Below are 23,211 nucleotides of genomic sequence, written 5' to 3' on the forward strand. Positions count from 1 at the left end.
GATTACGGTCCTTCGGTCTCTCTGATCTTCTGCCGGGAAGGCTCCTCCCCCGTGGTTATCTCGATATCGCGCGGAGTCGCCCCGGCACCCTGACCAAGTCCGGGGCGCGGCCGGTCGACATCACCGCTTTCCCCGGCGCCTTGAAGCAGCGCCGCGTCGTCCCTGTCGTCTTGATCTAGCAGGTCCTGCAGCGTCTCATGCTCGTCCTCGCCGGCCAGTTCGTCGCAGGCTTGCATCCAATGACGCAGGTCCGCCCCTTCAGGGCGGCCTTCGGCCTCCCAGATTTCGTAGGCCCGCCGGCGTATCTGTTCGTGTTTGTCTGTGGCCATGATCTTCTCCAGTTCCGACCTGACCTCGCGGTTTGACTTCGCCGTATTTCAAGGCGTGTTGATGGTGGGAAGAAAATCCTCCACCTGCTTACGCTCATCCTTTGAAAGCGTCTCCACCCTCTCCTGCCAGAAGCGCTCGGCCGCCGGCGGATCCTTCTCCCATTGGCGAACAGTGGTGATGTTGTCGTCGATCTTGGACCGGCGGCGTCCTCCGAGGCTCAGATACTCTTTCGCGAGTTTCAGGCTTGGAGTTTCAGTGCCGCTGTCGCGATCCGATGTCGAACTCGCATTGCGCCGGGCTGCGTCCGATGCTCTCTGGCGATCGACCTCGGCGCGCTGCGTGTCGAAGGAGCGCGCGTCGTCAGTTCCGCTTTCGGGTGGCGTGTTGCTTTTCGAAGTGGTCATGGATCACCTTTCGCTGCTGTGATCCATTAACCTTCGGCAGCTGCCAGAGTTCCGCATGCTGGCGATTGATTTGCGCAGGGCAATCAGTGGACGGCCATGCTTACCATACGATAGGGGTGCACGGCTTCGAACTGCGAGATCATCGCCGTCGCCTCGAGCAAGACGCGCTCGGCATTCTCGGGATCGTCGCGAGCGAGTTCGTCGGCGTTGACGCGGATCGCTTCGGCCATGTTGTTCGACAGTACAGCAAAGTGCATATTGCCCTCGACGAGGGCCTCGCGCGCAGTATCCTCGAGCGTGCGAGCGATATCGACGAAGATCTCCTCGCGTTCCTCAATACTGAGGTCTTTGATTATATTGGTCTTCTCTTCCATGTCACTCACTCCTAAAGACGTGGGACGGTGATCGAGCTCATCGAGCCTCGATCGCCTGAGAGCTAGGAACGCCGAAATCCGGATTCAAGCCGGAGCACAGTTTTAAACTCGTCTTCGAGACGAGGGGACGACCATCGTCATTAGTTCGAACGCGGGAGCCGGTCTTCTGTTCCCCGCGGGCCATTAGCAGTCGCCGGCAGCGAGTGCTAATTTTTCTGCGCCGCCCCTTGAAATCGAAAAACCATCGAACCAGATCAATCCCGCAAGGCGCGCGACCTTGCACCCGCCCGGACCTCGTCATCCGGTCCGGTCTGGCGAACAACGTCATCATTGTTTGTCGATGGAGGAAGACATGTCGTTCCGACCGCTTCACGACCGCATTCTCGTCCGCCGCGTCGATTCCGAGGAAAAGACGAAGGGCGGCATCATCATCCCCGACACCGCCAAGGAAAAGCCGCAGGAAGGCGAGGTCATCGCCGTCGGTCCCGGTGCACGCAACGATGCCGGCCAGATCCAGGCGCTCGACGTGGAGGTCGGCGATCGCATCCTGTTCGGCAAGTGGTCCGGCACCGAGATCAAGATCAACGGCGAGGACCTGCTGATCATGAAGGAAAGCGATGTCATGGGCATCATCGAAGCCCGGAGCGAAGGAAAGCAGGCCGCCTGAACCCTCAGGACGTGCTCAATGCCAGCTGCCTATGAAGGAGTGAGGACATGGCTGCTAAAGAAGTTAAATTCAACGTCGAAGCCCGCGAGAAGCTGTTGCGCGGCGTCGACATCCTGGCCAACGCCGTGAAAGTGACCCTTGGCCCTAAGGGCCGTAACGTGGTGATTGACAAGTCCTTCGGCGCGCCGCGCATCACCAAGGACGGCGTTTCCGTCGCCAAGGAAATCGAACTCGAAGACAAGTTCGAAAACATGGGCGCCCAGATGGTCCGCGAAGTCGCTTCGAAGACCAGCGACATCGCCGGCGACGGCACGACGACTGCGACGGTTCTTGCCCAGGCAATCGTCAAGGAAGGCGCCAAGGCTGTTACCTCAGGCATGAACCCCATGGACCTGAAGCGCGGCATCGATCTTGCCGTCGCCGCCATCGTCGCGGAGCTGAAGGCCAACGCCCGCAATATCTCCAACAATTCCGAGATCGCCCAGGTCGGCACGATCTCCGCCAATGGCGATGCCGAAATCGGCCGCTTCCTGGCGGAGGCGATGGAAAAGGTCGGCAATGACGGCGTCATCACGGTTGAAGAAGCCAAGACTGCCGAAACCGAACTCGAAGTCGTCGAAGGCATGCAGTTCGACCGCGGCTACCTCAGCCCCTATTTCGTCACCAATGCGGATAAGATGCGGGTCGAGTTCGAGGATCCCTATATCCTCATCCACGAGAAGAAGCTCTCCAACCTGCAATCGATGCTGCCGATCCTCGAAGCCGTCGTCCAGTCCGGCAAGCCGCTCCTGATCATCGCCGAAGACGTCGAAGGCGAAGCCCTCGCAACGCTCGTCGTCAACAAGCTGCGCGGCGGCCTGAAGATCGCTGCCGTCAAGGCCCCCGGCTTCGGTGACCGCCGCAAGGCCATGCTCGAAGACATCGCCGTGCTCACGGCGGGCACCGTTATCTCCGAAGACCTCGGCATTAAGCTCGAATCCGTGACACTCGACATGCTCGGTCGCGCCAAGAAGGTGTCGGTCGAGAAGGAGAACACCACGATCGTCGACGGTTCGGGCGTCAAGTCCGACATCGAAGGCCGTATTGCCCAGATCAAGGCGCAGATCGAAGACACTACCTCCGACTACGACCGCGAAAAGCTGCAGGAACGCCTCGCCAAGCTCGCCGGCGGCGTTGCCGTTATCCGCGTCGGCGGCTCGACCGAAGTCGAAGTGAAGGAAAAGAAGGACCGCGTCGACGACGCGCTTCACGCAACCCGCGCCGCGGTCGAGGAAGGCATTCTGCCGGGCGGCGGCGTGGCGCTGCTGCGCAGCGTCAAGGCGCTTGAAAAAGTCCAGACCGCCAATGACGACCAGCGCGTCGGCATCGACATCGTCCGCCGTGCACTTGAGACGCCGGCCCGCCAGATCGCCGAGAACGCCGGAGCGGAGGGATCGGTGGTCGTCGGCAAGCTGCGCGAAAAGACCGACTTCTCCTATGGCTGGAACGCCCAGACGGGTGAATATGGCGACCTCTATGCGCAGGGCGTCATCGATCCGGCCAAGGTCGTCCGCACCGCGCTTCAGGATGCCGCCTCCATCGCCGGTCTTCTCGTGACGACGGAAGCCATGGTCGCCGAGAAGCCGAAGAAGGATGCCCCTCCGGCAATGCCGGGCGGACCCGGCATGGACTTCTGAGACGGAAGTCGCCGGCCCGCCCCGACAGGATGATGTCCGGGCGGGCTGTTTTCCGAGGGAATTAAGATGGTTCAAACGATCACAAACCGATCGCAGGTGCCGCTGGACTCCCGCGATCTTGCAACCTGCCAGCGCGTCTTCGACAAGCTCAGCACCGATTATGCGATAGCAAGGGACAGTGACGAAGCCGAACGAATGGCGAGCATCATAATCGAACTCTACCGACAGGGCGTGCGCGACCCCAACCACCTGCAGTCGATGGTTGAGGCGGCCCGCGGACTCTTCGAAGCGGCCGGCGCCGTCAACCGGTTGGCGGCCACGCCGACCGGTTGACAGGCCGCTGACGACGCCTTCCGATTTTCGGGCCAATGCGCTAGTGACAAGGCTCGAGTGCATTCTGAAGGTTTCGAAATGATCCCACGCCTCCAGCCGAAGGCTCCCATCCCTCTTCCCGCCGCGGGTCTTTTCCAGCGGCTCGTCGAGGCGGGATTTGAGGGCGATATCGAGACCGGTGCGGCGAGCCGGACCGTATATTCAACCGACAATTCCATCTACCAGGTTGAGCCGACCGGCGTCCTCTTCCCAAGAAGCGTCGCAGACCTGCGGGTCGTGGCGGCCGTGCTGTCGGAATCGACCTTCCGGGAGATAAGCATCGCGCCGCGCGGCGGCGGCACCGGCACGAATGGTCAATCCCTGACATCGGGCGTCGTGGTGGACTGTTCGCGGCATATGAAATCCATTCTCGACATCGACCCTGTCCGAAGGATTGCGCGTGTCCAGGCGGGCGTTGTCAAGGATGAGCTGAATCGGGCTCTGAAGCCCTACGGCCTGTTCTTCGCGCCCGAACTTTCCACCTCCAACCGCGCCACGATCGGCGGCATGATCTCAACCGATGCCTGCGGTCAGGGTTCATGCCTCTACGGCAAGACCAGCAACCACGTCCTCGGATTGCGTATCGTCCTGATGGATGGCTCCGATTTCTGGTCGCGCCCGCTCGAAGCGGGGGCGCTCGCGGAGATCGGCGCACGAAAGGATCGCGTTGGTGAGATCCACAGGAGAGTCGAACGGATCGCGCTGGAGAAGCGCGAGCAGATCACCGAGATCTTTCCGAAGCTCAACCGCTACATGACCGGCTACGACCTCGCCCATATCAGGCGTGACGACGGACGCTTCGACCTCAATGCCGTTCTTTGCGGCTCAGAGGGAACGCTGGCGATGATCGCCGAAGCCGAACTCAACCTTCTGCCGATCCCGGCCCATGCAGCGCTGATCAACATCCGCTACGGCGATTTCAACACCGCCTTGGAGGACGCGCGCAATCTCGTGGCGCTGAAGGTCGCCTCGGTGGAAACGGTCGACGAGAAAGTGCTCGGCCTCGCGAAAGGCGATATCGTCTGGACCGGCATCGCCCGCTTCTTTCCCGACGATCCGGGCAGCGCGACGAACGGCATCAACATCGCCGAAGTGCTTGCCGATAACGAAGATGAACTCGAGCGCAAGCTTGCGCAGGTGACCGCCGCGCTCGACACCGGCACGAATGCGCGCCATGCCGGTTATACGATCGCCCGGGGCCATGTCGATGTTGAGGCGATCTGGTCGATGCGCAAGCGGGCGGTCGGCCTGCTCGGCAATGTTGAAGGGCCGGTCAGGCCCGTCGCTTTCGTCGAGGATACGGCTGTTCCGCCGGAGAATTTGGCGGCCTATATTCGCGAGTTCCGCGCGCTTCTCGATGGCGCCGGCCTCTCCTACGGCATGTTCGGCCATGTCGATGCCGGCGTCCTGCACGTGCGGCCGGCACTCGACCTCACCCGCGACGATCACGTCCGGCTGGTTCGAGAGGTCAGCGACGCCGTTGTGGCGCTTACCCGCAAATATGGCGGCGTGCTCTGGGGAGAGCATGGCAAGGGCGTGCGTTCTGAATATGTGCCGAAATTTTTCGGCGATCTTTATCCCAGCCTGCAGGAGATCAAGCGGGCTTTTGATCCCGAGAATCGGCTCAATCCGGGCAAGATCGCGACCCCTTCCGCGGAAGTGCTGACGAAGATCGACGACCTTCCACTGCGGGGAGATATCGATCGCATCATCGGCAACGAAATCCGCTCCGCCTTCGACAACGCCGCCTATTGCAACGGCAACGGCGCCTGTTTCGATTTCGATGAATCGAGCCCGATGTGCCCCTCCTATAAGGCGACGCGCGACCGGCGCTTTTCGCCCAAAGGGCGCGCCGCCCTGATGCGGGAATGGCTGAGGCTGCTTGCCGAGAGGGACATCGATCCCCGCCAGGAAGCGACGCGCCTGCGGCGGAGCATTCCGTTCGCCAGCCTGGCGCGGCGCGCCTTCAATTCGCTGAACCCGGCAAACCGCGATGACTTTTCCCATGAGGTGCGCGCGGCGATGGACACGTGTCTGGCCTGCAAGGCCTGCGCGGGGCAGTGTCCGGTGAAGGTCAGCGTGCCGGCCTTCCGCTCGAAATTCCTGGAACTCTATTACGGACGCTACCTCCGCCCGCTGAAGGATCCGCTGGTCGCAGCGATTGAAACCACCCTGCCGCTCGTCCGGCGCATCCGGCCTGCCTATAATATGGTCGTGGGCACGCGCGCGGGCAGAGCGATGATGCGCGTCGCTGGGCTGACCTCCCTGCCGCATCTGCCGCGAATCTCACTCGCCAGGGAAGCCGCCCGCCTCGGCGTGCCGCTTGCGACGCCGCAATTGATCGAAGCCCTGTCGCCGCAGGAAAGGCAGCGGAGCGTGGTTTTCGTCGCCGACGCCTTTACCGCCTATTTCGATCCCGATGTCGCGCTCGCAGCCATCGGGCTCGCCCGGAAAATGGGACTGGCGCCCCTTCTTGCGGCGCCCCATGTCAATGGCAAGGCCCTGCATGTTCATGGCTATCTCGAACGCTTCGAGGCTGCGGCCAAGCGGACAACGCGTTATCTCCGGCGACTGGATGAAACCGGCGTGGCGCTCGTCGGGCTCGATCCGTCCATGACCCTTGCCTTCCGCAGTGAATATAAGGGAATGCTCAAGGCAACGGTCCTGCTTCCCCAGGAATGGCTCGCCGCCAACCTCGACCGGCTCACAGCTTCGCCTTCGGCCATAGAGGGCAGCCGTTTCCGATTGATGGCGCACTGTACCGAACGCACCAATGCGCCAGCCTCCGTCGCACAATGGCAAAAGGTATTCGACAGCCTCGGCGTCGATCTTCAAGTGGCGCAAACCGGTTGTTGCGGCATGGCCGGCACCTTCGGACACGAGGCCCGCAACCGACCGATCTCCGAGCGCCTTTATGCGATGAGCTGGAAACCGGAGCTCGATGCGGCTGGCGATGCCGATATCCTCATGGTGACCGGATATTCCTGCCGCTCCCAAGTGAAGGATATCGACGGCAGGCGCATTCCGCATCCGCTGCAGGTCATTGCCCGGATAGTGTCGGAAAATCCTCCAACCCCACGGTCACACACAGCGTTCCCACCGAACTGACGACGAAGGCATGTGGCCGTGACGCCAAGGCCGGCCTGCGGCGGCCGAGCCGCTCCGCGAGGTCATGCCACGGCCGCGATCGCCTCGCCGTCACTCGGCAGCAGCCGCGCCACGGCGCTCAGGAGATCGGTCTGCGATATCAGGCCGAGGATCCGATGATCGTCATCGACAATGATGACGGCATGCGTGCGCCCGTCCGTCAGAACAGGCAGCAGCGACAGAGCGGCGTCCGAAGCTCTCGCCACCGCCGGCTTGGAGATCGCATGCGCGATCGTATCGCCGCTCGCGAACAGCTCCCGCAGGCCGACAGTGCCGACGAGACGGCCCTCCGGATCCCTCACCGGCAACGTCCGGATATTATGCTTCAGGAGAAGGTGCCGTGCGGCGTTCGGTTCCGACATTTCGCCGATGGCGATCACGTCACGCGACATGATATCGGCACAGCTGATCTTGCCGTTCGAGCGGATGGCCGCCTGCAGCTCGACCTGCTGCAGCAGCCGCCCAAGATCGGCCCGATCAATGTCGAAGGTTTCATCGAGCGCTTCCAGGGCAGCGTCGACATCCTCCTCGCGAAAGCCCACCCGCACCGCAGACGGCAGGTCGACCGTCTGATGGGTATTCTCCGCCGGCTTCGGCACGACATGCGGATAATTGCGCTTGGAAAGCTTGTGGAACAGCAGGCCAAGTCCGACGAGAATGCAGGAGTTCAAGGCGACTGGCACGAAAGGAAAGAGGAACCCCCAACCAGCAACGACGGGACCGCCGAGCACCGCGGTCAGCGCCGCTGCCCCTCCGGGCGGATGGAGGGATCGTGTAAACGACATCGCGCCGATCGCCAGTGAAACTCCGACGCCGGTTGCGATAATCGGGTCGCGAATGAAATAAGCGGCAACGATGCCCATCATGGCGGATATGGTGTTGCCGCCGATGATCGACCAGGGTTGCGCCAGCGGGCTTGCCGGCACCGCGAAAAGCAGCACTGCCGAGGCGCCCATCGGTGCGACGATCAAGGGAAGATGCGGCCCCTGACCGAACAGATAGCCGCTGATGACGCCGGTGAGGCCGATGCCCAGCAACGCGCCGAAACAGGCGATCAGCCGCTCTCTTAACGTCGCACCGGCCAGGATGGGCGAAAAAAGGCGAAAGCGGCGAAGACGGCTCTGCCCCATCTTTGGGGAAACGGGATATTGCATGCAAAGACCAATTGTAAGCGAGTATTGTCTGGCGGGCGAAGGAGGAAGACGATGAAACTAGTTTGTCGCCAGCCTCATGTCTCTGCCTTTTGTCGCGCTGAGGACTTCATGGAAGGCGCTGAAGGCGCTGGGGCGGTTATCCCTGCGGGACACCAGCAGCGTCTCGACGGGGCCAAGCTGATGGGTCGGAAGAGCCGCCGGCCAGTACATGAGGTCGAGCACGGATTTCGGCATCACGCCTGCAGTATTGCCGGTCGCTACACTCGCCAGGATCGCGTGGTAGGAGCCGAGTTCGCTCGTCGGCAGGGCGCTCGATTCACGCGCCCAGGTTTCGGCGATCCTGCGATAGGTGCAGCCGGGCTCCAGAGCGGCGAGCGCTCCGACACGCAGGTCGGCGGCGGATTTGATGGGTGGATGCCCGGACGGCAGCACGATCAACAGATCTTCGACGAAGACCGTCTCCATTTCCAGCGCCTTGAGCTCGGCATCGAAATCGCGGTCATCTTCGCGCATCGTCTTCGGCGGCCGGGCAATCAAGGCGCAATCCAGCGCGTCGGCCAGAACATCGCGGGCGAGATCGCGGGACGCGCCCATCGTCAGCTGCAGTGACACGTCGGGCCACATCTGGTTGAACTGCGTGAGCGCCGCCGGCAGCCGGCTTGCCGCCGTGCTCTCCATCGTGCCGACCCGCAATGTTCCTGATGGTGCATGGGGCCGCACGGCTTGGCGCGCTTCGAGTGCAAGGGCCATAAGTCGGTTGGCATAGGTGAGAAACGTCTCGCCTTCCCGCGTCAACGTCATCTTCTTGCCATCGCGGCTGAAGAGGGAGACACCAAGATCCTCCTCCAATTGCTGGATGCGCGTCGTCACATTCGACGGCACTCGTCCGACGGCTTTGGCCGCCTTCGTCACGCTGCAATCGCTGGCAACGGCGAGGAATATTACGATTGACGAAAGGTCCAATGAAAAGATCTCGTTTCTGGAATTAAGCTGGAGGATAATTCTCCATATAGAAATCACCACCGCCGCTCAAGTCGTAATGCGATATAATTTGGCCGATCGGGCCAGGCCGGGTACACCTGCCGAAAAAACGGTCGTGACGCCGCGGAAATAGCCAAGCAGAGCTCGCCGCTGGCGTTATCGGACGGTAATTTGAAGGCGTACGGCTGGCACGGCGTTTGCATCTGCAATTCCACCTGCAGATTGATCGGCGACGGCCCCATGTTGCAACCTGTCTTGACCTGTCTTCTCCTTAGCGTCGCCTCAGGCCTGAGCATGCGGCGTTTTCTCCTGCCCTATTTCCCAAGCGGCGATCTGGCGGAGAAGTCCGCTCCCGCAACGATGGTCGCCAGCGCCGTCTTTCTGGCGACGATCGCTTTCACAATCTCCGACCAGGAACTTTGGGCGAAATCAGCCATTCTGATGCTCGGCGTTCTGCTGGCGGCGCTGTTCGACGACGGCAGACCCAAGCTGACGATCGCCGTCTCGGCGGTCAGTTTGGCGGCCTATCTCGGACTGCGTTCGATTAACTGAGCGAAGACCGGCGGCGAGAAGCACGCCGCCTTCTCTGTTGTCGAAATCCCGGTCGAGGTGCTGCGCTCGAGAGCGTCTACCGGCGGGAATCTCCGGACGGTTTTTGGCAATATCGCTCGTTTCGGCCCGAATGCGAGCGGGCTCAGGCTCTGGCATCGCTGCCCTCTGTCCCGGCGCTTAATTCACCCGAGCGTGTGACTGACGAGCGCATAGGTCTTCGGCTCGTGCATCCCTCGGCGTCCCGGAACGGGGAGCCAAGGGTCGCCAAGCGACATGGTCGTCACGATATCATAAATGGGAAGACCGCAGCGGGAGAGGAAATCGGCAAATGTCCCGCCTTTTTCGCGTGTGTCGACGCGCAAGAATGCTCCAGCATGCTCGACCGCATGCGGATGGACGACGGCGATCGCATCGGCGTCATTGCTTGCCACGACCGGACCGATGACATGGCCGCGCCCGAACCTTCGGCAAAGCGAGAAGGCCTCGATCCGGCCGGCGCGGATCAGGACGACTCCCTTGGAATTTGCAAGGAGCCGAGCCAGGAGCAGCGTGCGATCGGTGCCGAAGGCCAAAGAATCCAATGCCGCGATCGCCTCCAGGTCATCGGCTTCCACTGCCCGTATCGCGGCACCTGGCGGCAGTTCCACATCCGGCGGCAAGATCGCTTCGCCGTGGCATTGAAAGACAGACGCCTCGCGAACAAAATTCAAGGACAGATAAAGGCGCCGCGCCGCCCGCGTCGCGTTCAGCCCGAGATTGCGTCCGGCAACCTGATCGAGCGCGTGGCCCATCAGCCACTGCCCGGCGCCGTTGGCCTGCAGGCGCGGCGAGGTGATGACCATGCCGATCGTCGCGAATCGGCCGCCATAGGGAAACCACATCGCAGAGCCCAAGATACGGCCGATTTCATCGATCGCCGCAATGCCCTGGCCGAAGTCGCGCAAGAACTGCCAGTCTTCGCGGCGATGCGGCCAGGCGACCGACATTGAGAGCGCATGCAGCTTATCGATATCGACGCTGTCGATGTCGGCGATGCGCGTCTCGAAACTGTCGACAAACCTGGATTCGGATGTCAGTGCGCTCACTCCCGCCCTCCTGCCGCGTTTTCTGGCAAAGTCCCCCAGGGAAAGCTGTCCCACAGAAAACTGCTTTATCGAGATTAGGACGGATCGCGCGATACAATTCACTGGCGACGCCCGCGCAAACACAACAATCGACCAAATCCGATGCGCTTTCAGCAAATAAAGCCTGGGCCGGTCTCTACAGTCATTGGCCAGACCCCAACGGGCCGACGGCGCCGTTGACCGCAAGAGCCCGGTTGTACCCCGACATCCCGTGCCGTGAGGACGCCCATGCAGTCAATTGAAATTCTCGAAACGCTGGTCGGCTTTCCCTCCGTTGTTGGTACGCCGAATGGCGAAATCGTCGCTTGGATCCGGCACTATCTGCAACGTCACGGCATCGCCGCCACCGAGCTTCCCGGCCCCGAGGGTGACCGCTCGAACCTCTTCGCGACGATCGGGCCGGTCGAGGTGCCGGGTTATATCCTCTCCGGCCATATGGACGTGGTTCCCGCCGCCGAGACCGGCTGGAGCAGCGACCCGTTCCGCCTGCGCGCCGACGCGGACCGCTACTACGGCCGCGGCACCACCGACATGAAGGGTTTCCTGGCCGCCGTTCTCGCCGCCGTCCCGATGCTCGCGGCGACGCGGCTCCGCCGGCCCATTCATCTTGCCCTGTCCTACGATGAGGAGGCCGGCTGCCGCGGCGTCCCGCACATGATCGCACGGCTGCCGAACCTCTGTGCGCCCCCGCTCGGCGCGATTATCGGCGAGCCGAGCAACATGCGGGCAATCCGCGCCCACAAGGGCAAGGCCGCCGCCCGGCTGACCGTCAGGGGCCGGTCCGGCCATTCCTCCCGCCCGGACCAGGGGCTGAACGCGATCCATGCCATGAGCAGCGTCCTGGCTTGCGCCAATGCCGAAGCCGCCCGGCTCGCGCACGGCCCGTTCGAAGATGTGTTCGAGCCGCCCTACTCGTCTCTTCAGGTTGGCACGTTGAAAGGCGGCCAGGCGGTCAACATCATTCCCGACACCTGCGAGGCCGAGTTCGAGGCGAGAGCCATTGCCGGCGTCGATCCGGCCATACTGCTGGCGCCGCTGCGGACCGCGGCCGAGGCGCTGCCGCAACTGGGCTTCGAGGTGGAATGGCGCGAACTCAGCGCCTATCCGGCACTGTCGCTTGCCGCCGATGCGGCGCTTGCGCGCCTGCTTGGCGAACTGACCGGCATCGAACCGCTTGCCGCCGTCAGCTACGGCACCGAGGCCGGCCTTTTCCAGCGCGCCGGCATCGATGCGATCATCTGCGGGCCGGGCGATATCGGTCGGGCCCACAAGCCGGATGAATTCATTCTCGTTGAAGAACTCCTGGCTTGCCAGGCAATGGTCGAAGCCCTCGCCGGCCGCTGCGCCGCCTGACTTGAGATCACGGAGCCGATGCAATGACCTTTCTCTTCAATTCCGACGCAAAGCGCGGCGCCATATTCGCCGAAGCCTTCGCGCGCGAACTGCCCGACATCGCCTTTTCCATGAACCCGGCATCAGTCGAACCAGAGGCTGTGCGCTACCTGATCACCTGGAGCGTGCCCGACGATCTCGCGCGCTACCGCAACCTCGAAATCCTGTTCTCGATCGGCGCCGGCATCGACCAGTTCCACATCGATGCCGTGCCTGCGTGGGTCAAGGTGGTGCGCATGGTCGAGGGCGGGATCGTCAGGATGATGCAGGAATATGCGACGCTGGCCGTCCTTGCGCTCCATCGCGACCTGCCGGCCTATCTCGAGCAGCAGCGACGCGGGATCTGGCAGCCGATCCCACCAGTACAGGCCGCAGAACGCCGCATCGGCGTCCTCGGTCTCGGCATGCTTGGAAGCACGGTGCTGGAACGTTTGCAACCCTTCGGCTTCCCGCTTTCCGGCTGGAGCCGCAGTCCGCGCACGATCGGCGGCGTCCGGTGCCTGAGCGGCGGCGAAGGTCTCGACACCCTGCTTGCAACCACCGACATTCTCGTCTGCCTGCTGCCGCTGACGGAGGAGACCCGCGGCTTCCTGAATGCCGAACTCTTCGCAAGGCTGCCGGCCGGCGCCGGGCTCGTGCATGTCGGCCGCGGCGCGCAGCTCGATCATCAGGCGCTCGTCGACACGCTCGATGCCGGGCATCTCTCCGGCGCCGTCGTCGACGTCACCGATCCGGAGCCGCTGCCTGCGGGTCACGCCTTCTGGCGCCATCCGCAAATCCTGCTGACGCCGCATATTGCCAGCGTCACGCAGCCTGAAACCGCCGCGGCGGCGGTGATCGACAATATCAAACGGCATCGCGCGGGCCTTGACCCGATCGGGCTGATCGACCGCAGCCGCGGCTACTGAATCATCCACGCCAAACTTAACCCGAAAGGAAAGCCATGTCCCTGCTCAAGACGATCGACACCAACCCATCCGAGGCGCCGCGCGAGTCCGCCCCCCTTCCCGAGCGCCTGATCTCGGGCAGTCCCACCTTCAAGACCTGGGCGCAGGATGTTGCCCGAGCAGAGACGGTTCATACCGGCGTATGGGAGGCAACGCCCGGCGAGACGCGTTCGATCAAGGGCGAGACGTTCGAGTTCTGCCACATCCTTTCCGGCCTGGTCGAGCTCACGCCGGACGACGGCGAGCCGGTGATCTACAAGGCCGGCGACAGTTTTGTCATGAAGCCGGGTTTCGTCGGCGTCTGGAAGACGATCGAGACGGTGCGCAAGATCTACGTGACCGTGTCATGACGCCGATGCCGCGCGCCATGCTCGCCTGCGGAGCAGGCGTTTCCCGACCGCAGACAGCGCGGCATGGGCGCCGGCCACCCGCCGTAGATTTGACTGGCCGCGGCGGGCAAAACGCAATTTTCGGCCGCCGCAGCGCGATCGGTCGATGCATGCTGCTCGCCTTCCCCGGCTAGGTTTGTCCTCGGTTCATTCCGAGGACGCGCAATGACACTCAGCTTCGATCCGAACACGATCTCCCTGCCCGTCGGACATTTTATCGGCGGCCGACTGGTTCCGGCCAAAGCCGTTATCGACATGCATAGGCCGTCCGACGGCAGGGCCTATGCGGGCTGCCCGCTTGCCGACGAGGCCCTTGTCGACCACGCCGTCGAGACGGCCGGAGCGGCGTTGAAGACCAGTAATTGGGGTGGCGTACGGCCGCGGGAGCGCACTAGCGCACTGCAGCGCTGGGCAGACCTGATCGAAGCCGAGGCGGAAACCCTCGCCAGGCTCGAAGCGCTCTCCTCGACCCGCCCGGTCGGCCAGCTCGTCGCCGGCGATATCGCCGTCACCGCCGAGCAGATCCGCTTCTTCGCCGAATTCGCCGACAAGGAAGGCGGCGATCTCGTCCCGACCGACAATGCGAATTTCGGCATGATCGTGACGGAACCCTATGGCGTCGTCGGCGCCATCACGCCGTGGAACTTTCCTTTGTCTATGGCGGGGTGGAAGCTTGCTCCAGCGCTGGCGGCGGGCAATGCGGTGGTGTTGAAGCCATCGGAGATGACGCCGTTTTCGACACTCTATCTTGCTGAGCTTTCGGTGCGGGCCGGCCTGCCCGCCGGCCTCGTCAACGTCGTCCTCGGCGACGGTCCGACCACCGGAACCGCCATCACCGGCCATCCGGGAATTTCCAAGATCAGTTTCACCGGCTCGACCGCGGCCGGCTCGGCGATCATGGCCAATATCGCCCGCACGGGTGTGAAGCCGATGACGCTGGAACTCGGCGGCAAGAGCCCGCAGCTGGTCTTCGCGGATGCCGATCTCAATCTCGCGGCAGGCGCCATCGCCGGCAGCATCTTGTCCAATGCCGGTCAGGCCTGCGTTTGCGGATCCCGCCTCATCGTCGAGGCGAAGGTGGCGGATGCGCTTGTGACGGCACTGCTTGCCCGGCTGGCGGCAATCCGCCCCGGTCCCACCTGGGAGGAAACGACCGACTATTCGCCCGTCATCTCCGAACGTCAGATTGCCCGTATGGATGGCATCATCCGCGCCGCGATCGACGGCGGGGCCGAGTGCCTCACAGGTGGCCATCGCCTTGACCGCGACGGCTATTTCTACGCACCGACGCTGATTTCCGGCGTGACGGCAACATCACCGGCGGTTCTCGAGGAAATCTTCGGACCGGTGCTGACGATCCAGACCTTCGAGGATGAGGAGGAGGCACTGCAGCTGGCCGATCATCCCGCCTATGGGCTCGCCGCCGGCCTCTTCACCCGCGATCTCTCACGCGCCATCCGCCTCACCCGCCGCCTGCAGGCCGGCACCATCTGGGTCAATCGCTACGGCCGCTCGCGCGACCATATCCTGCCGACCGGCGGTTACAAGCAGTCGGGCATCGGCAAGGATCTCGGCCGCGAAGCCTATCACGCCAACCGCAAGAGCAAGAGCGTGCTCATCAGCCTTTAAGGAGCTGCGATGAAGACCTACAATATCGCCCTTCTGCCTGGAGACGGCATCGGCCGCGAGGTGACGGAAGCAGCCTGGACCGTGCTCGAAAAGACGGCCGGATCGAGCGGATTTTCTCTCGAGGCAACCCGCCTCCCCTGGTCCTGCGACTACTATCTCGAAAACGGCAGTATGATGCCGGCCGACGGCATCGAGACGCTGCGGTCTTTCGATGCCATCCTCCTCGGCGCCGTCGGGTGGCCGCAAAAAGTGCCGGATTCCGTATCGCTGCATGGGCTGCTGCTGCCCATCCGCAAGGCCTTCGTGCAATATGCCAATATCCGCCCGCACCGACTGTTGCCGGGCGTACAGGGGCCGTTGCGGTCCGACGGCTTCGACATTCTCTGCATCCGCGAAAACACCGAGGGCGAATATTCCGGCGCCGGCGGCCGCGTCCATCAGGGCACGGGCAACGAAGTGGCGATCGAAACCGCGATCTTCACCCGCACAGGGGTCGAGCGCATCCTGCGTTTCGCCTTTGAGCAGGCACGTCGGCGGCGCGGCAAGCTTGCCTCGGTGACAAAGTCCAACGCGCAGAAATATTCGATGGTCTTCTGGGACGAGATCACCCACGGCCTCGCTGCGGATTATCCCGATGTCGAGGTGACCAGCTACCATATCGACGCCATGGCCGCCCGCATGGTCATGGCGCCCGAAAGCCTTGATGTCGTGGTCGCCTCCAACCTGTTCGGCGATATCCTGACCGACCTTGGCGCCGCGATCCAGGGCGGGCTCGGCTTTGCGGCATCCGCCAACATCAATCCCGATCGATCGGCGCCCTCCATGTTCGAACCCGTCCACGGTTCGGCGCCAGACATCGCCCATCTCGGGATCGCAAATCCAATCGCCGCCGTATGGTCGGGCGCGATGATGCTGGAACATCTCGGAGAGACGGCCGCCGCCGAAAAGGTGATGGCCGCAATCGAAGCAACGACGGCGCGCGGCATCGGCGCAATTCCCGGCAAGGACAAAACCGACGCGATCACGGCATCGGTGCTTTCCGCACTCGGTTAGCGCGTCGCGCAAACTGGGCAGTAATTTAGAAAAGCTTTGACGAAAGGGGAGAAAATGTACGGATTGAGAGATAGCAACCTGCTTCGCCAGCAAGGGCTCATCGACGGCGAATGGTGCGGGGCTGCGGCCGGCCGCACGATCGAGGTGACCGATCCGGCGACGCAACAGGTGCTGGGCACAGTGCCCGATATGGACGGAGCCGATACGCGGGCCGCAATCGCGGCGGCGGAGAAAGCCTTCGGTCCATGGCGGAAAAAGACCCATGCCGAGCGCGCCGCCTTGTTGGAAGCCTGGCATGATCTGATGCTCGACAATATCGAGGACCTGGCGCTGATCCTTACCAGGGAACAGGGCAAGCCGCTTGCGGAAGCGCGCGGCGAAATCCGCTACGGCGCCTCGTTCGTCAAATGGTTTTCGGAGGAAGCGCGCCGCATTGGCGGCACGACCATTCCCTCACCGACAGCAGATCGGCGCATCGTCGTTCTGAAGGAACCCGTCGGGGTATCGGCGATCATCACGCCGTGGAATTTTCCCAATGCGATGATCACCCGCAAGGTCGGACCGGCACTCGCGGCAGGCTGCACTGTTGTCATCAAGCCATCGGATTTGACCCCGTTTTCGGCGTTGGCGCTCGGCGTCCTGGCGGAGCGCGCCGGCATCCCGAAGGGCGTGATCAATATCGTCACCGGCATGCCGGCCGGCATCGGCGACGAACTGATGGCGAACCAGACCGTGCGCAAAATCTCGTTCACCGGCTCGACCCGCGTCGGTTCGCTGCTGATGCGCGGCGCGGCCGACAGCGTCAAGCGGCTCAGCCTCGAACTCGGCGGCAATGCACCCTTCATCGTTTTCGACGATGCCGATCTCGATCTTGCCGTGGAAGGTGCGATTGCCTCGAAATTCCGCAATGGCGGCCAGACCTGCGTCTGCGCCAACCGCCTTCTCGTCCAGTCCGGCGTCTACGAGGCCTTCGCCGCCAAACTTGGTGCGCGGGTCGCGGCCATGAAGGTCGGGGCCGGGACGGATGCCGGCACGGATATCGGGCCGATGATCAACAAGGCGGCGATCGAAAAGATCAAGCGTCATGTGGACGATGCGGTCGAAAAGGGCGCCAGGATCCTCGCCACGGCGGGTTCGATGCCGGCCGGCGATCAATATGCGGCGCCGATGGTGCTTGGCGGCGCGACGACCGAAATGCAGCTTGCCAGTGAAGAGACATTCGGACCGGTTGCCCCGCTCTTCCGCTTCGACACAGAGGAAGAGGCGATCCGCATCGCCAATGCAACCCCCTTCGGCCTTGCTGCATACTTCTACACCGAGAGCCTGAAACGCTCCTGGCGTGTCGGCGAAGCGCTCGAATTCGGTATGATCGGCCTCAACACCGGCGCTATTTCCACCGAGGTCGCCCCGTTCGGCGGCGTCAAGCAATCCGGCCTTGGCCGCGAGGGCGCGCAGTGCGGCATCGAGGAATATCTGGAAATGAAGAGTTTCCACATCGGCGGGCTTTCCTGACCCGCCAAAAACAAAGGGCGCCGGAAATTTATCCCGGCGCCCCTGCTGCATCTATGTTCTGGAAAGATCGAACCGCGCTCGCGTGCGCGCCGCTTACTTGAAGAGATCAAGCGTCTTGTAATAAAGTCCGACCATCGGCAGGAACCACGGCTTGCCGAAATGACCAGGAACGGCGGGCCATTCGAGCCCTTTTACCGGATTGCGTTCCGCCTTGCCCATGATCGCGTCAGCCATGATCATCCCGAGATGGGTGGAGAGTTGTGCGCCGTGGCCGGAATAGCCCATGGCGTACCACACGCCATCGACATAGCCGGCGCGCGGATAGCGGTCCTTGGTCATATCAACGAGCCCGCCCCAGCAATAGTCGATTTCGACGCCGGCAAGCTGCGGGAAGATCTCGGCGAGACTGGCGCGCAGAATATCGCCGCTTTTTGCATCCGATCGCTGATCCGACGTTGCGGAAAAGCGGGCGCGACCGCCGAAGATCAGCCGCTTGTCCGGCGACAGCCGGAAATAGTTGCCGATGTTCATCGAGGTGACACAGGTCCGATTTCCCGGCATCGTCACTGCGATCTCCGCATCGCTGAGCGGACGGGTGGCAATCAGGAAACTGCCAACGGAAATGATCCGGCGACGGAAATAACCGAAGAGCGACGGCGTGTAGGCGCCGGTCGCAACCAGCACGTGGTCGGCGGTGACGGTGCCGCGCGCGGTCTCAAGGCTGTGGCGACCGTTACCCTGCCTGTGAGCGGCCACCGCCGCTTGTTCGAAGATCGTCGCGCCGTGGCGGACGGCCGCGGCGGCAAGTCCGACGACATAACGGCCCATATGCATCATCGCGCTCTTCTTCGAGAGCATGGCGCCGTGAAAGGGCGATCCGACCTCGCTCTTCAGCTCATTTGCCGTCAGAAGCGCCGTGTCCGGATCGACTTCCCTGTGCACGGCCTCGAAATTGCGCGCAATGGCTTCGAAGTGCTGCGGCTTGGAGGCAAGCTTCAGCTTTCCGGCGCGACGGAAACTGCAGTCGATGCCCTCCTCGGCGATAATTGCTTCGATTGTATCGATGGAATCGTCGAACGCCCGATAGAGGGCAACGGCGCGCTCCGTCCCCAGTGCGCTTTTGGCGGCCAGGAAGCTATGCGCAAGTCCGTTGTTTAGATGGCCGCCATTACGTCCCGATGCTCCCCAGCCGACGCGTTCGGCTTCCAGCACGACGACCTTGACACCGGCCTTTGCGAGCTGGCGCGCGGCTGCAAGCCCGGTGAAACCGGCGCCGATGACGGCCACGTCATAATGTCCTTCGACAGGACCTTTGGCCGCCTCCGCAAAAGGAGGGGCCGTGTCGTGCCAGTAGGATTGGAACTGCATCCGCTTGTCTCCGTCAGAGCCCGACGACGCCCGGCAGGCCCGAAATATGCGGGATTTCGACATAGCCGTAATAGGGGTTGGCCGGCTCGTGACCGCGATTGACCCAGACCTTGTTCTTGATGCCGAGATCATGCGCCGACATCAGATCGTAGCGGAAGGAGGACGAGCAGTGCAGCACGTCCTGCGGTCCGCAGCCCAGCATGTCGAACATGTATTCGAAAGCCTGGAAGCGCGGCTTGTAAGCATTGGCCTGCTCAGCGGTATAGACCGCGTGGAAAGGTGCACCGAGCTTTTCGACATTCGACATGATCTGGGCGTTCATGGCGTTGGACAAAATGACCAAAGGAATTTCCTTTGCAACCCTGGCAAGGCCCTCTGGTACGTCGCGATGCGGTCCCCAGGTCGGAACACGCTCATAAACCATTTGCGCTGCTTCGTCGCGAAACGTCACGCCGTTGCGCCTGCATGTCCGCTCGAGCGAATTGTGCACCACCTCGGCATAGGGCTTCCAGGCGCCCATGATCTCGTCAAGACGATAGGCGGCAAAATTCTTGACGAACTCCGCCATGCGCGGCTCGTCGAGCTGGTCGCCGTAAAGGTCGCGCGCTGCTTCCGCCATCTGGAAGTTGGTCAGCGTGCCGTAGCAATCGAAGGTGATGTATTTCGGACGGAACGTGGTCATCTGCATATCCTCGAGCGATCGGAACTAGGGGGAACCTGTTCACAATCATAGGCACCGCTTTGCCCATGGCTTGCCTGAATCCGCGGCTTCGAAAGCAGAATCTATCGTATCGAAACCGGCGTTTGGCAGAAGGTTGCGCGCTCCCGCAGCCGGATCATGCCGTCGAGCTCCGTAATCCTCGAAGCGACAACGGGTTCAATCGTGATCGTGATCGTGATCGTGATGCGAGGGAAGATCGAGACCGAAGGTCTTGACGAGATCGGCCACCTGCTCCGGGCTAAGGAAGCGGGGATTGAGGTTGCGCAGCAGCAGATAGAGCTTCGCGGTTTCCTCCAGTTCCTCGGTTGCGAAGACCGCCGCCTCCAGGCTATCACCGGCGACGACGGGTCCATGATTGGCCAGAAGCACCGACGAATATTTTCCCGCCAGCCCGCGGATCGCATTGGCCACCGCCGGATCGCCGGGGCGATAATAGGGCACCAGCGCCGTTTCGCCGGCGCGCATGAGATAATATGGCGTCATCGGCGGCAAGGCGGCGCGCGGATCGATCTCCGGCAGCATGGTCAGCGCCACCGCATGGGTGGAATGAAGATGGACGATGGCGCGAGCGCTGCCGCGCGTATCGTAAAGGGCCGTGTGCAGCGGGATTTCCTTGGTCGGTTTGTCGCCAGACAGGAGCCGGCCCTCATCATCGAGCCTTGAAATACGCGCCGGATCGAGAAAACCGAGCGAGGCGTTGGTCGGCGTGACCAGCCAGCCGCCGTCCTCCAGCCGCAACGATATATTGCCCGACGAGCCGGGCGTCAGCCCGCGCTCGAACAGCGAGCGGCCGTATCGGCAAATTTCTTCACGCTGGCGCGCGTCGGACATGACACTTCCTCCAATATCAGGCAGTTGCCCCCTCGATCAGTTCAAAGCCGAGATCGACGGCCTGGGGCGGCGCGTTGGCGACGATCAGCTGCGCGGCTATCTCGCCCGTCGCCACGCGCGGCGTTCGGATGGTCGACAAAGGTTGCGGTATCGCCCGGCCGATATCGAGGCCGTTATAGCCGAAAATGGCGAGCTGCGACGGGATAGAAATCCCTTGGGCGAGACAATGAAAATAACCGCCCAACCCCATGTCATCATTGGAAAAGTAGACGGCATCCAAGGTCGCCCGTGCAAGCAGTCGCTCCAGCCCCAACCTGCCGTTCTCCACCGAGGAAGGACCGGCAAGAATTTCGTGGGCGACGACTGGGGTGCCGGCGGCATCGAGCGTTTCACAAAAGCTGGAAAAGCGTTTCCCGGCGCGGGTATCACGGTTCAGGTCGTGACCGACATAGCCGATCCGCCGGTAGCCGCGCCTAAGCAGAAAGGCGGCGCTCTCCCGCCCGGCCGCGCGGTTCGAGAAGCCGACCGCGATGTCGAGCGCATCCCCATCCAGATCGAGCAGTTCCACGACCCGGCAGCCGCTGGCGCGCAGCATCTTCGCCGTGCCTTCGGTGTGTTCGAATCCTGCCAACATCACCGCCGCCGGCCGCCAGGCGAGCATCGCAGCGGCGAGCGCTTCCTCCTTGCCCGGATCATAGTCGGTGACCGAAAAAACCGCCTGATATCGGTTTTCCTCCAGAACGGCGCTGGCGCCGCGCAGCACATCTGGAAAGACGATGTTGGACAGCGAAGGAATGACGAAAGCGACGAGGCGCGAACCGGTGGAGGCCAGCGTTCCGGCGATTCGGTTCGGCACATAGCCCAACCGTTCGACGGCGGCCATCACCCGCTCCCGGGTCTTGCCTGAAAACGAGCCATGATTGCGCAGCACGCGCGAGACCGTGCTCTCGCCGACGCCGGCCGCTTCCGCGACCTCTGCAAGGGTCACCGTCGCCTGGTGTTTGAATTCCATAGTCAATTTTGAACCCGACATGACGCAGCTTCCGGCGCGAAGCGGTCTGACAACACCGTCTCTAGGCCAGCTTCATTTTTCACTACTTCAGGCAATAAGCAAGATTTTTTTGGCAGCGCTGCCAATTTGCAGTTGGCAGCGCTGCCAAAATGAACTAACAAGAATGGCAGCGCTGCCAAAAGGCCAAGCGTGCTGCGGGAGGACCTGTCGGAAACCGCGGCAACGATCGGAGGAGAGAATCATGACGCTGCATACAGAGGCGCCAATTGCTGGCGCATATCCCGCAGAGGCGACGGAAGACCGGGCCTATGGCAAGGTATTCTGGCGCATCGTGCCGTTTTTGATGTTGTGTTACGTCGTCGCTTATCTCGACCGCGTCAATGTCGGATTCGCCAAGCTGCAGATGTCGAGCGAGCTCGGCCTCTCTGAAGCTGCCTATGGCATCGGCGCCGGCATTTTCTTCATCGGCTATTTCCTGTTTGAAGTGCCGAGCAATATCATCATGAACAAGGTCGGCGCGCGGGTCTGGATCGCCCGCATCATGATCACCTGGGGCGTCATCTCCGCCGCCTTCATGTTCACCTCGTCGGAAACCGTCTTCTATGTCCTGCGTTTCCTGCTGGGCGTGGCCGAGGCAGGATTTTTCCCCGGCATCATTTTATATCTGACATCCTGGTATCCGGCGCACCGCCGCGCCAAGATCATCACAACCTTCATGTCCGCCATCCCGGTATCCGCCATTTTCGGCAATCCGCTTTCGGGCCTTCTGATGGACAGCTTTCACGGAACGCACGGGCTTTCCGGCTGGCAGTGGATGTTCCTGATCGAAGCCGTTCCGGCCATTCTTTTCGGCGTCGCGACGTTCTTTTATCTTGATGATAGGATCGCTGACGCGACGTGGCTGGATGATGAGGAAAAGCGGGTGCTGACGGCCAATATCGAGGCGGAAAATCAGGCCAAGACGGCAAGCCCGCACAGCATCTCGGGCACGCTGACCGACCGTCGCGTCTGGCTGATGTGCCTAATTTATTTCTGCTTCGTGCTCGGGCAATATGGCCTGAATTTCTGGATGCCGACCATCGTGAAGGCCTCGGGCGTCAGCGGAAATCTCAATATCGGCCTCATCTCCGCCATTCCCTATATCTGCACATTCGTCGCCATGCTGGCGCTCGGGCGTTCTGCAGACAGGTTGCGCGAACGCCGGTGGCATCTCGTCGTTCCGGCTCTCATCGCCGCCGGCGGCTTCATTGCCGCAACGATCGCGACGAGCACAACGGTGTCGATCATCTGCCTCTCGCTGGCCGCTGCGGGCGCCATCAGCTGCGCACCGCTTTTCTGGTCGCTTCCGACCGCTTTCCTCGCCGGCACGGGCGCTGCGGCCGGCATCGCCTGGATCAATTCGGTCGGCAATCTCGCCGGGTTCCTCGGACCGTTTCTAGTCGGCTATCTGAAGGACTTCACCGGCACCAACAGCGCCGGCATGTATCTGCTGGCGGCCGCACTGGTCATCGGTTCGCTGGCCGTGTTGACGGTCCCGGCGAAAACCGTCAATCGCTAAACCACAGCCCCTCCGGGA

Annotated in this window: 22 protein-coding genes; 12 read left to right on the forward strand and 10 right to left on the reverse strand. The window is 62.5% G+C overall.

Features of this window, described 5'->3' with window-relative positions; translation table 11 throughout:
* Positions 1-2: 2 nt before the first annotated feature.
* From PYR71_RS25325 to PYR71_RS25335, 3 genes are all read right to left on the reverse strand, one after another.
* Positions 3-329, reverse strand: a complete 327-nt coding sequence (locus PYR71_RS25325; protein ID WP_183934764.1) for a DUF2934 domain-containing protein — start codon at positions 327-329, stop codon at positions 3-5.
* A gap of 48 nt (positions 330-377) precedes the next feature.
* Complete coding sequence (locus tag PYR71_RS25330) at positions 378-734, reverse strand: hypothetical protein (protein WP_275621331.1); 357 nt, start codon at positions 732-734, stop codon at positions 378-380.
* 83 nt (positions 735-817) lie between these two features.
* Positions 818-1,108 (reverse strand): hypothetical protein, encoded by a 291-nt coding sequence (locus PYR71_RS25335; RefSeq protein WP_183934766.1) that lies wholly within the window; start codon positions 1,106-1,108, stop codon positions 818-820.
* 352 nt (positions 1,109-1,460) lie between these two features.
* On the opposite strand from PYR71_RS25335, the gene groES reads away from it, so the two are divergent.
* The 4 genes from groES to ydiJ all read left to right on the forward strand — a co-directional run bounded on the left by groES (position 1,461) and on the right by ydiJ (position 6,931).
* Entirely contained in the window at positions 1,461-1,775 is a 315-nt protein-coding gene (gene groES, locus PYR71_RS25340) for a co-chaperone GroES (protein ID WP_183934767.1), read from the forward strand.
* A 47-nt stretch (positions 1,776-1,822) separates the two neighbouring features.
* Positions 1,823-3,451 (forward strand): chaperonin GroEL, encoded by a 1,629-nt coding sequence (gene groL, locus PYR71_RS25345; protein ID WP_275621332.1) that lies wholly within the window; start codon positions 1,823-1,825, stop codon positions 3,449-3,451.
* A gap of 66 nt (positions 3,452-3,517) precedes the next feature.
* Positions 3,518-3,784, forward strand: a complete 267-nt coding sequence (locus tag PYR71_RS25350) for a hypothetical protein (protein WP_275621333.1) — start codon at positions 3,518-3,520, stop codon at positions 3,782-3,784.
* Between the two features lie 78 nt (positions 3,785-3,862).
* On the forward strand, positions 3,863-6,931 hold the full coding sequence (ydiJ, locus tag PYR71_RS25355) for a D-2-hydroxyglutarate dehydrogenase YdiJ (protein ID WP_275621334.1): 3,069 nt from the start codon (positions 3,863-3,865) through the stop codon (positions 6,929-6,931).
* Positions 6,932-6,993: 62 nt separating this feature from the next.
* Here ydiJ and PYR71_RS25360 read toward each other — a convergent pair whose 3' ends face one another.
* Both PYR71_RS25360 and PYR71_RS25365 read right to left on the reverse strand, forming a co-directional pair.
* Positions 6,994-8,124, reverse strand: coding sequence for an HPP family protein (locus PYR71_RS25360; protein ID WP_275621335.1), 1,131 nt, complete (start codon positions 8,122-8,124; stop codon positions 6,994-6,996).
* 57 nt (positions 8,125-8,181) lie between these two features.
* Positions 8,182-9,087: a LysR substrate-binding domain-containing protein gene (locus PYR71_RS25365; protein ID WP_275621336.1), complete on the reverse strand. Its 906-nt coding sequence runs from the start codon at positions 9,085-9,087 to the stop codon at positions 8,182-8,184.
* A 258-nt stretch (positions 9,088-9,345) separates the two neighbouring features.
* Between PYR71_RS25365 and PYR71_RS25370 the strand changes: the two genes are divergently transcribed.
* Positions 9,346-9,657: a hypothetical protein gene (locus PYR71_RS25370; protein ID WP_275621337.1), complete on the forward strand. Its 312-nt coding sequence runs from the start codon at positions 9,346-9,348 to the stop codon at positions 9,655-9,657.
* Between the two features lie 182 nt (positions 9,658-9,839).
* Here PYR71_RS25370 and PYR71_RS25375 read toward each other — a convergent pair whose 3' ends face one another.
* Positions 9,840-10,742: a GNAT family N-acetyltransferase gene (locus PYR71_RS25375; protein ID WP_275621338.1), complete on the reverse strand. Its 903-nt coding sequence runs from the start codon at positions 10,740-10,742 to the stop codon at positions 9,840-9,842.
* Positions 10,743-11,009: 267 nt separating this feature from the next.
* Between PYR71_RS25375 and argE the strand changes: the two genes are divergently transcribed.
* The 6 genes from argE (at position 11,010) to PYR71_RS25405 (ending at position 17,703) form a co-directional block, all read left to right on the forward strand.
* Positions 11,010-12,134, forward strand: coding sequence for an acetylornithine deacetylase (argE, locus tag PYR71_RS25380; protein WP_275621339.1), 1,125 nt, complete (start codon positions 11,010-11,012; stop codon positions 12,132-12,134).
* 23 nt (positions 12,135-12,157) lie between these two features.
* Positions 12,158-13,081 carry a 2-hydroxyacid dehydrogenase gene (locus tag PYR71_RS25385; RefSeq protein ID WP_275621340.1) on the forward strand — a complete coding sequence of 308 codons (924 nt, stop codon included), beginning with the start codon at positions 12,158-12,160 and terminating at the stop codon, positions 13,079-13,081.
* A gap of 35 nt (positions 13,082-13,116) precedes the next feature.
* Entirely contained in the window at positions 13,117-13,470 is a 354-nt protein-coding gene (locus tag PYR71_RS25390) for a cupin domain-containing protein (protein ID WP_183934777.1), read from the forward strand.
* Between the two features lie 204 nt (positions 13,471-13,674).
* Entirely contained in the window at positions 13,675-15,138 is a 1,464-nt protein-coding gene (locus PYR71_RS25395; protein ID WP_275621341.1) for an aldehyde dehydrogenase family protein, read from the forward strand.
* A 9-nt stretch (positions 15,139-15,147) separates the two neighbouring features.
* The gene (locus tag PYR71_RS25400; RefSeq protein WP_275621342.1) at positions 15,148-16,191 is read left to right on the forward strand and encodes a tartrate dehydrogenase; all 1,044 of its coding nucleotides are present in this window, start codon (positions 15,148-15,150) and stop codon (positions 16,189-16,191) included.
* Positions 16,192-16,245: 54 nt separating this feature from the next.
* The gene (locus PYR71_RS25405) at positions 16,246-17,703 is read left to right on the forward strand and encodes an NAD-dependent succinate-semialdehyde dehydrogenase (protein WP_275621343.1); all 1,458 of its coding nucleotides are present in this window, start codon (positions 16,246-16,248) and stop codon (positions 17,701-17,703) included.
* A gap of 93 nt (positions 17,704-17,796) precedes the next feature.
* Here the strand turns inward: PYR71_RS25405 and PYR71_RS25410 are convergent, their stop codons facing one another.
* From PYR71_RS25410 to PYR71_RS25425, 4 genes are all read right to left on the reverse strand, one after another.
* Complete coding sequence (locus PYR71_RS25410) at positions 17,797-19,071, reverse strand: NAD(P)/FAD-dependent oxidoreductase (protein ID WP_275621344.1); 1,275 nt, start codon at positions 19,069-19,071, stop codon at positions 17,797-17,799.
* A 13-nt stretch (positions 19,072-19,084) separates the two neighbouring features.
* Complete coding sequence (locus PYR71_RS25415; protein ID WP_183934782.1) at positions 19,085-19,753, reverse strand: haloacid dehalogenase type II; 669 nt, start codon at positions 19,751-19,753, stop codon at positions 19,085-19,087.
* A gap of 195 nt (positions 19,754-19,948) precedes the next feature.
* Positions 19,949-20,623, reverse strand: coding sequence for a 3-oxo-tetronate 4-phosphate decarboxylase (gene otnC / locus PYR71_RS25420; protein ID WP_275621345.1), 675 nt, complete (start codon positions 20,621-20,623; stop codon positions 19,949-19,951).
* A 16-nt stretch (positions 20,624-20,639) separates the two neighbouring features.
* Positions 20,640-21,635 carry a LacI family DNA-binding transcriptional regulator gene (locus PYR71_RS25425; protein ID WP_275621381.1) on the reverse strand — a complete coding sequence of 332 codons (996 nt, stop codon included), beginning with the start codon at positions 21,633-21,635 and terminating at the stop codon, positions 20,640-20,642.
* A gap of 241 nt (positions 21,636-21,876) precedes the next feature.
* Here PYR71_RS25425 and PYR71_RS25430 point away from each other — a divergent pair, with 241 nt between their 5' ends.
* Complete coding sequence (locus tag PYR71_RS25430) at positions 21,877-23,193, forward strand: MFS transporter (RefSeq protein ID WP_275621346.1); 1,317 nt, start codon at positions 21,877-21,879, stop codon at positions 23,191-23,193.
* The last annotated feature ends 18 nt before the right edge of the window (positions 23,194-23,211 follow it).

The sequence above is a fragment of the Rhizobium mulingense genome (assembly GCF_029194105.1).
GTDB classification, from domain to species: domain Bacteria; phylum Pseudomonadota; class Alphaproteobacteria; order Rhizobiales; family Rhizobiaceae; genus Rhizobium; species Rhizobium mulingense.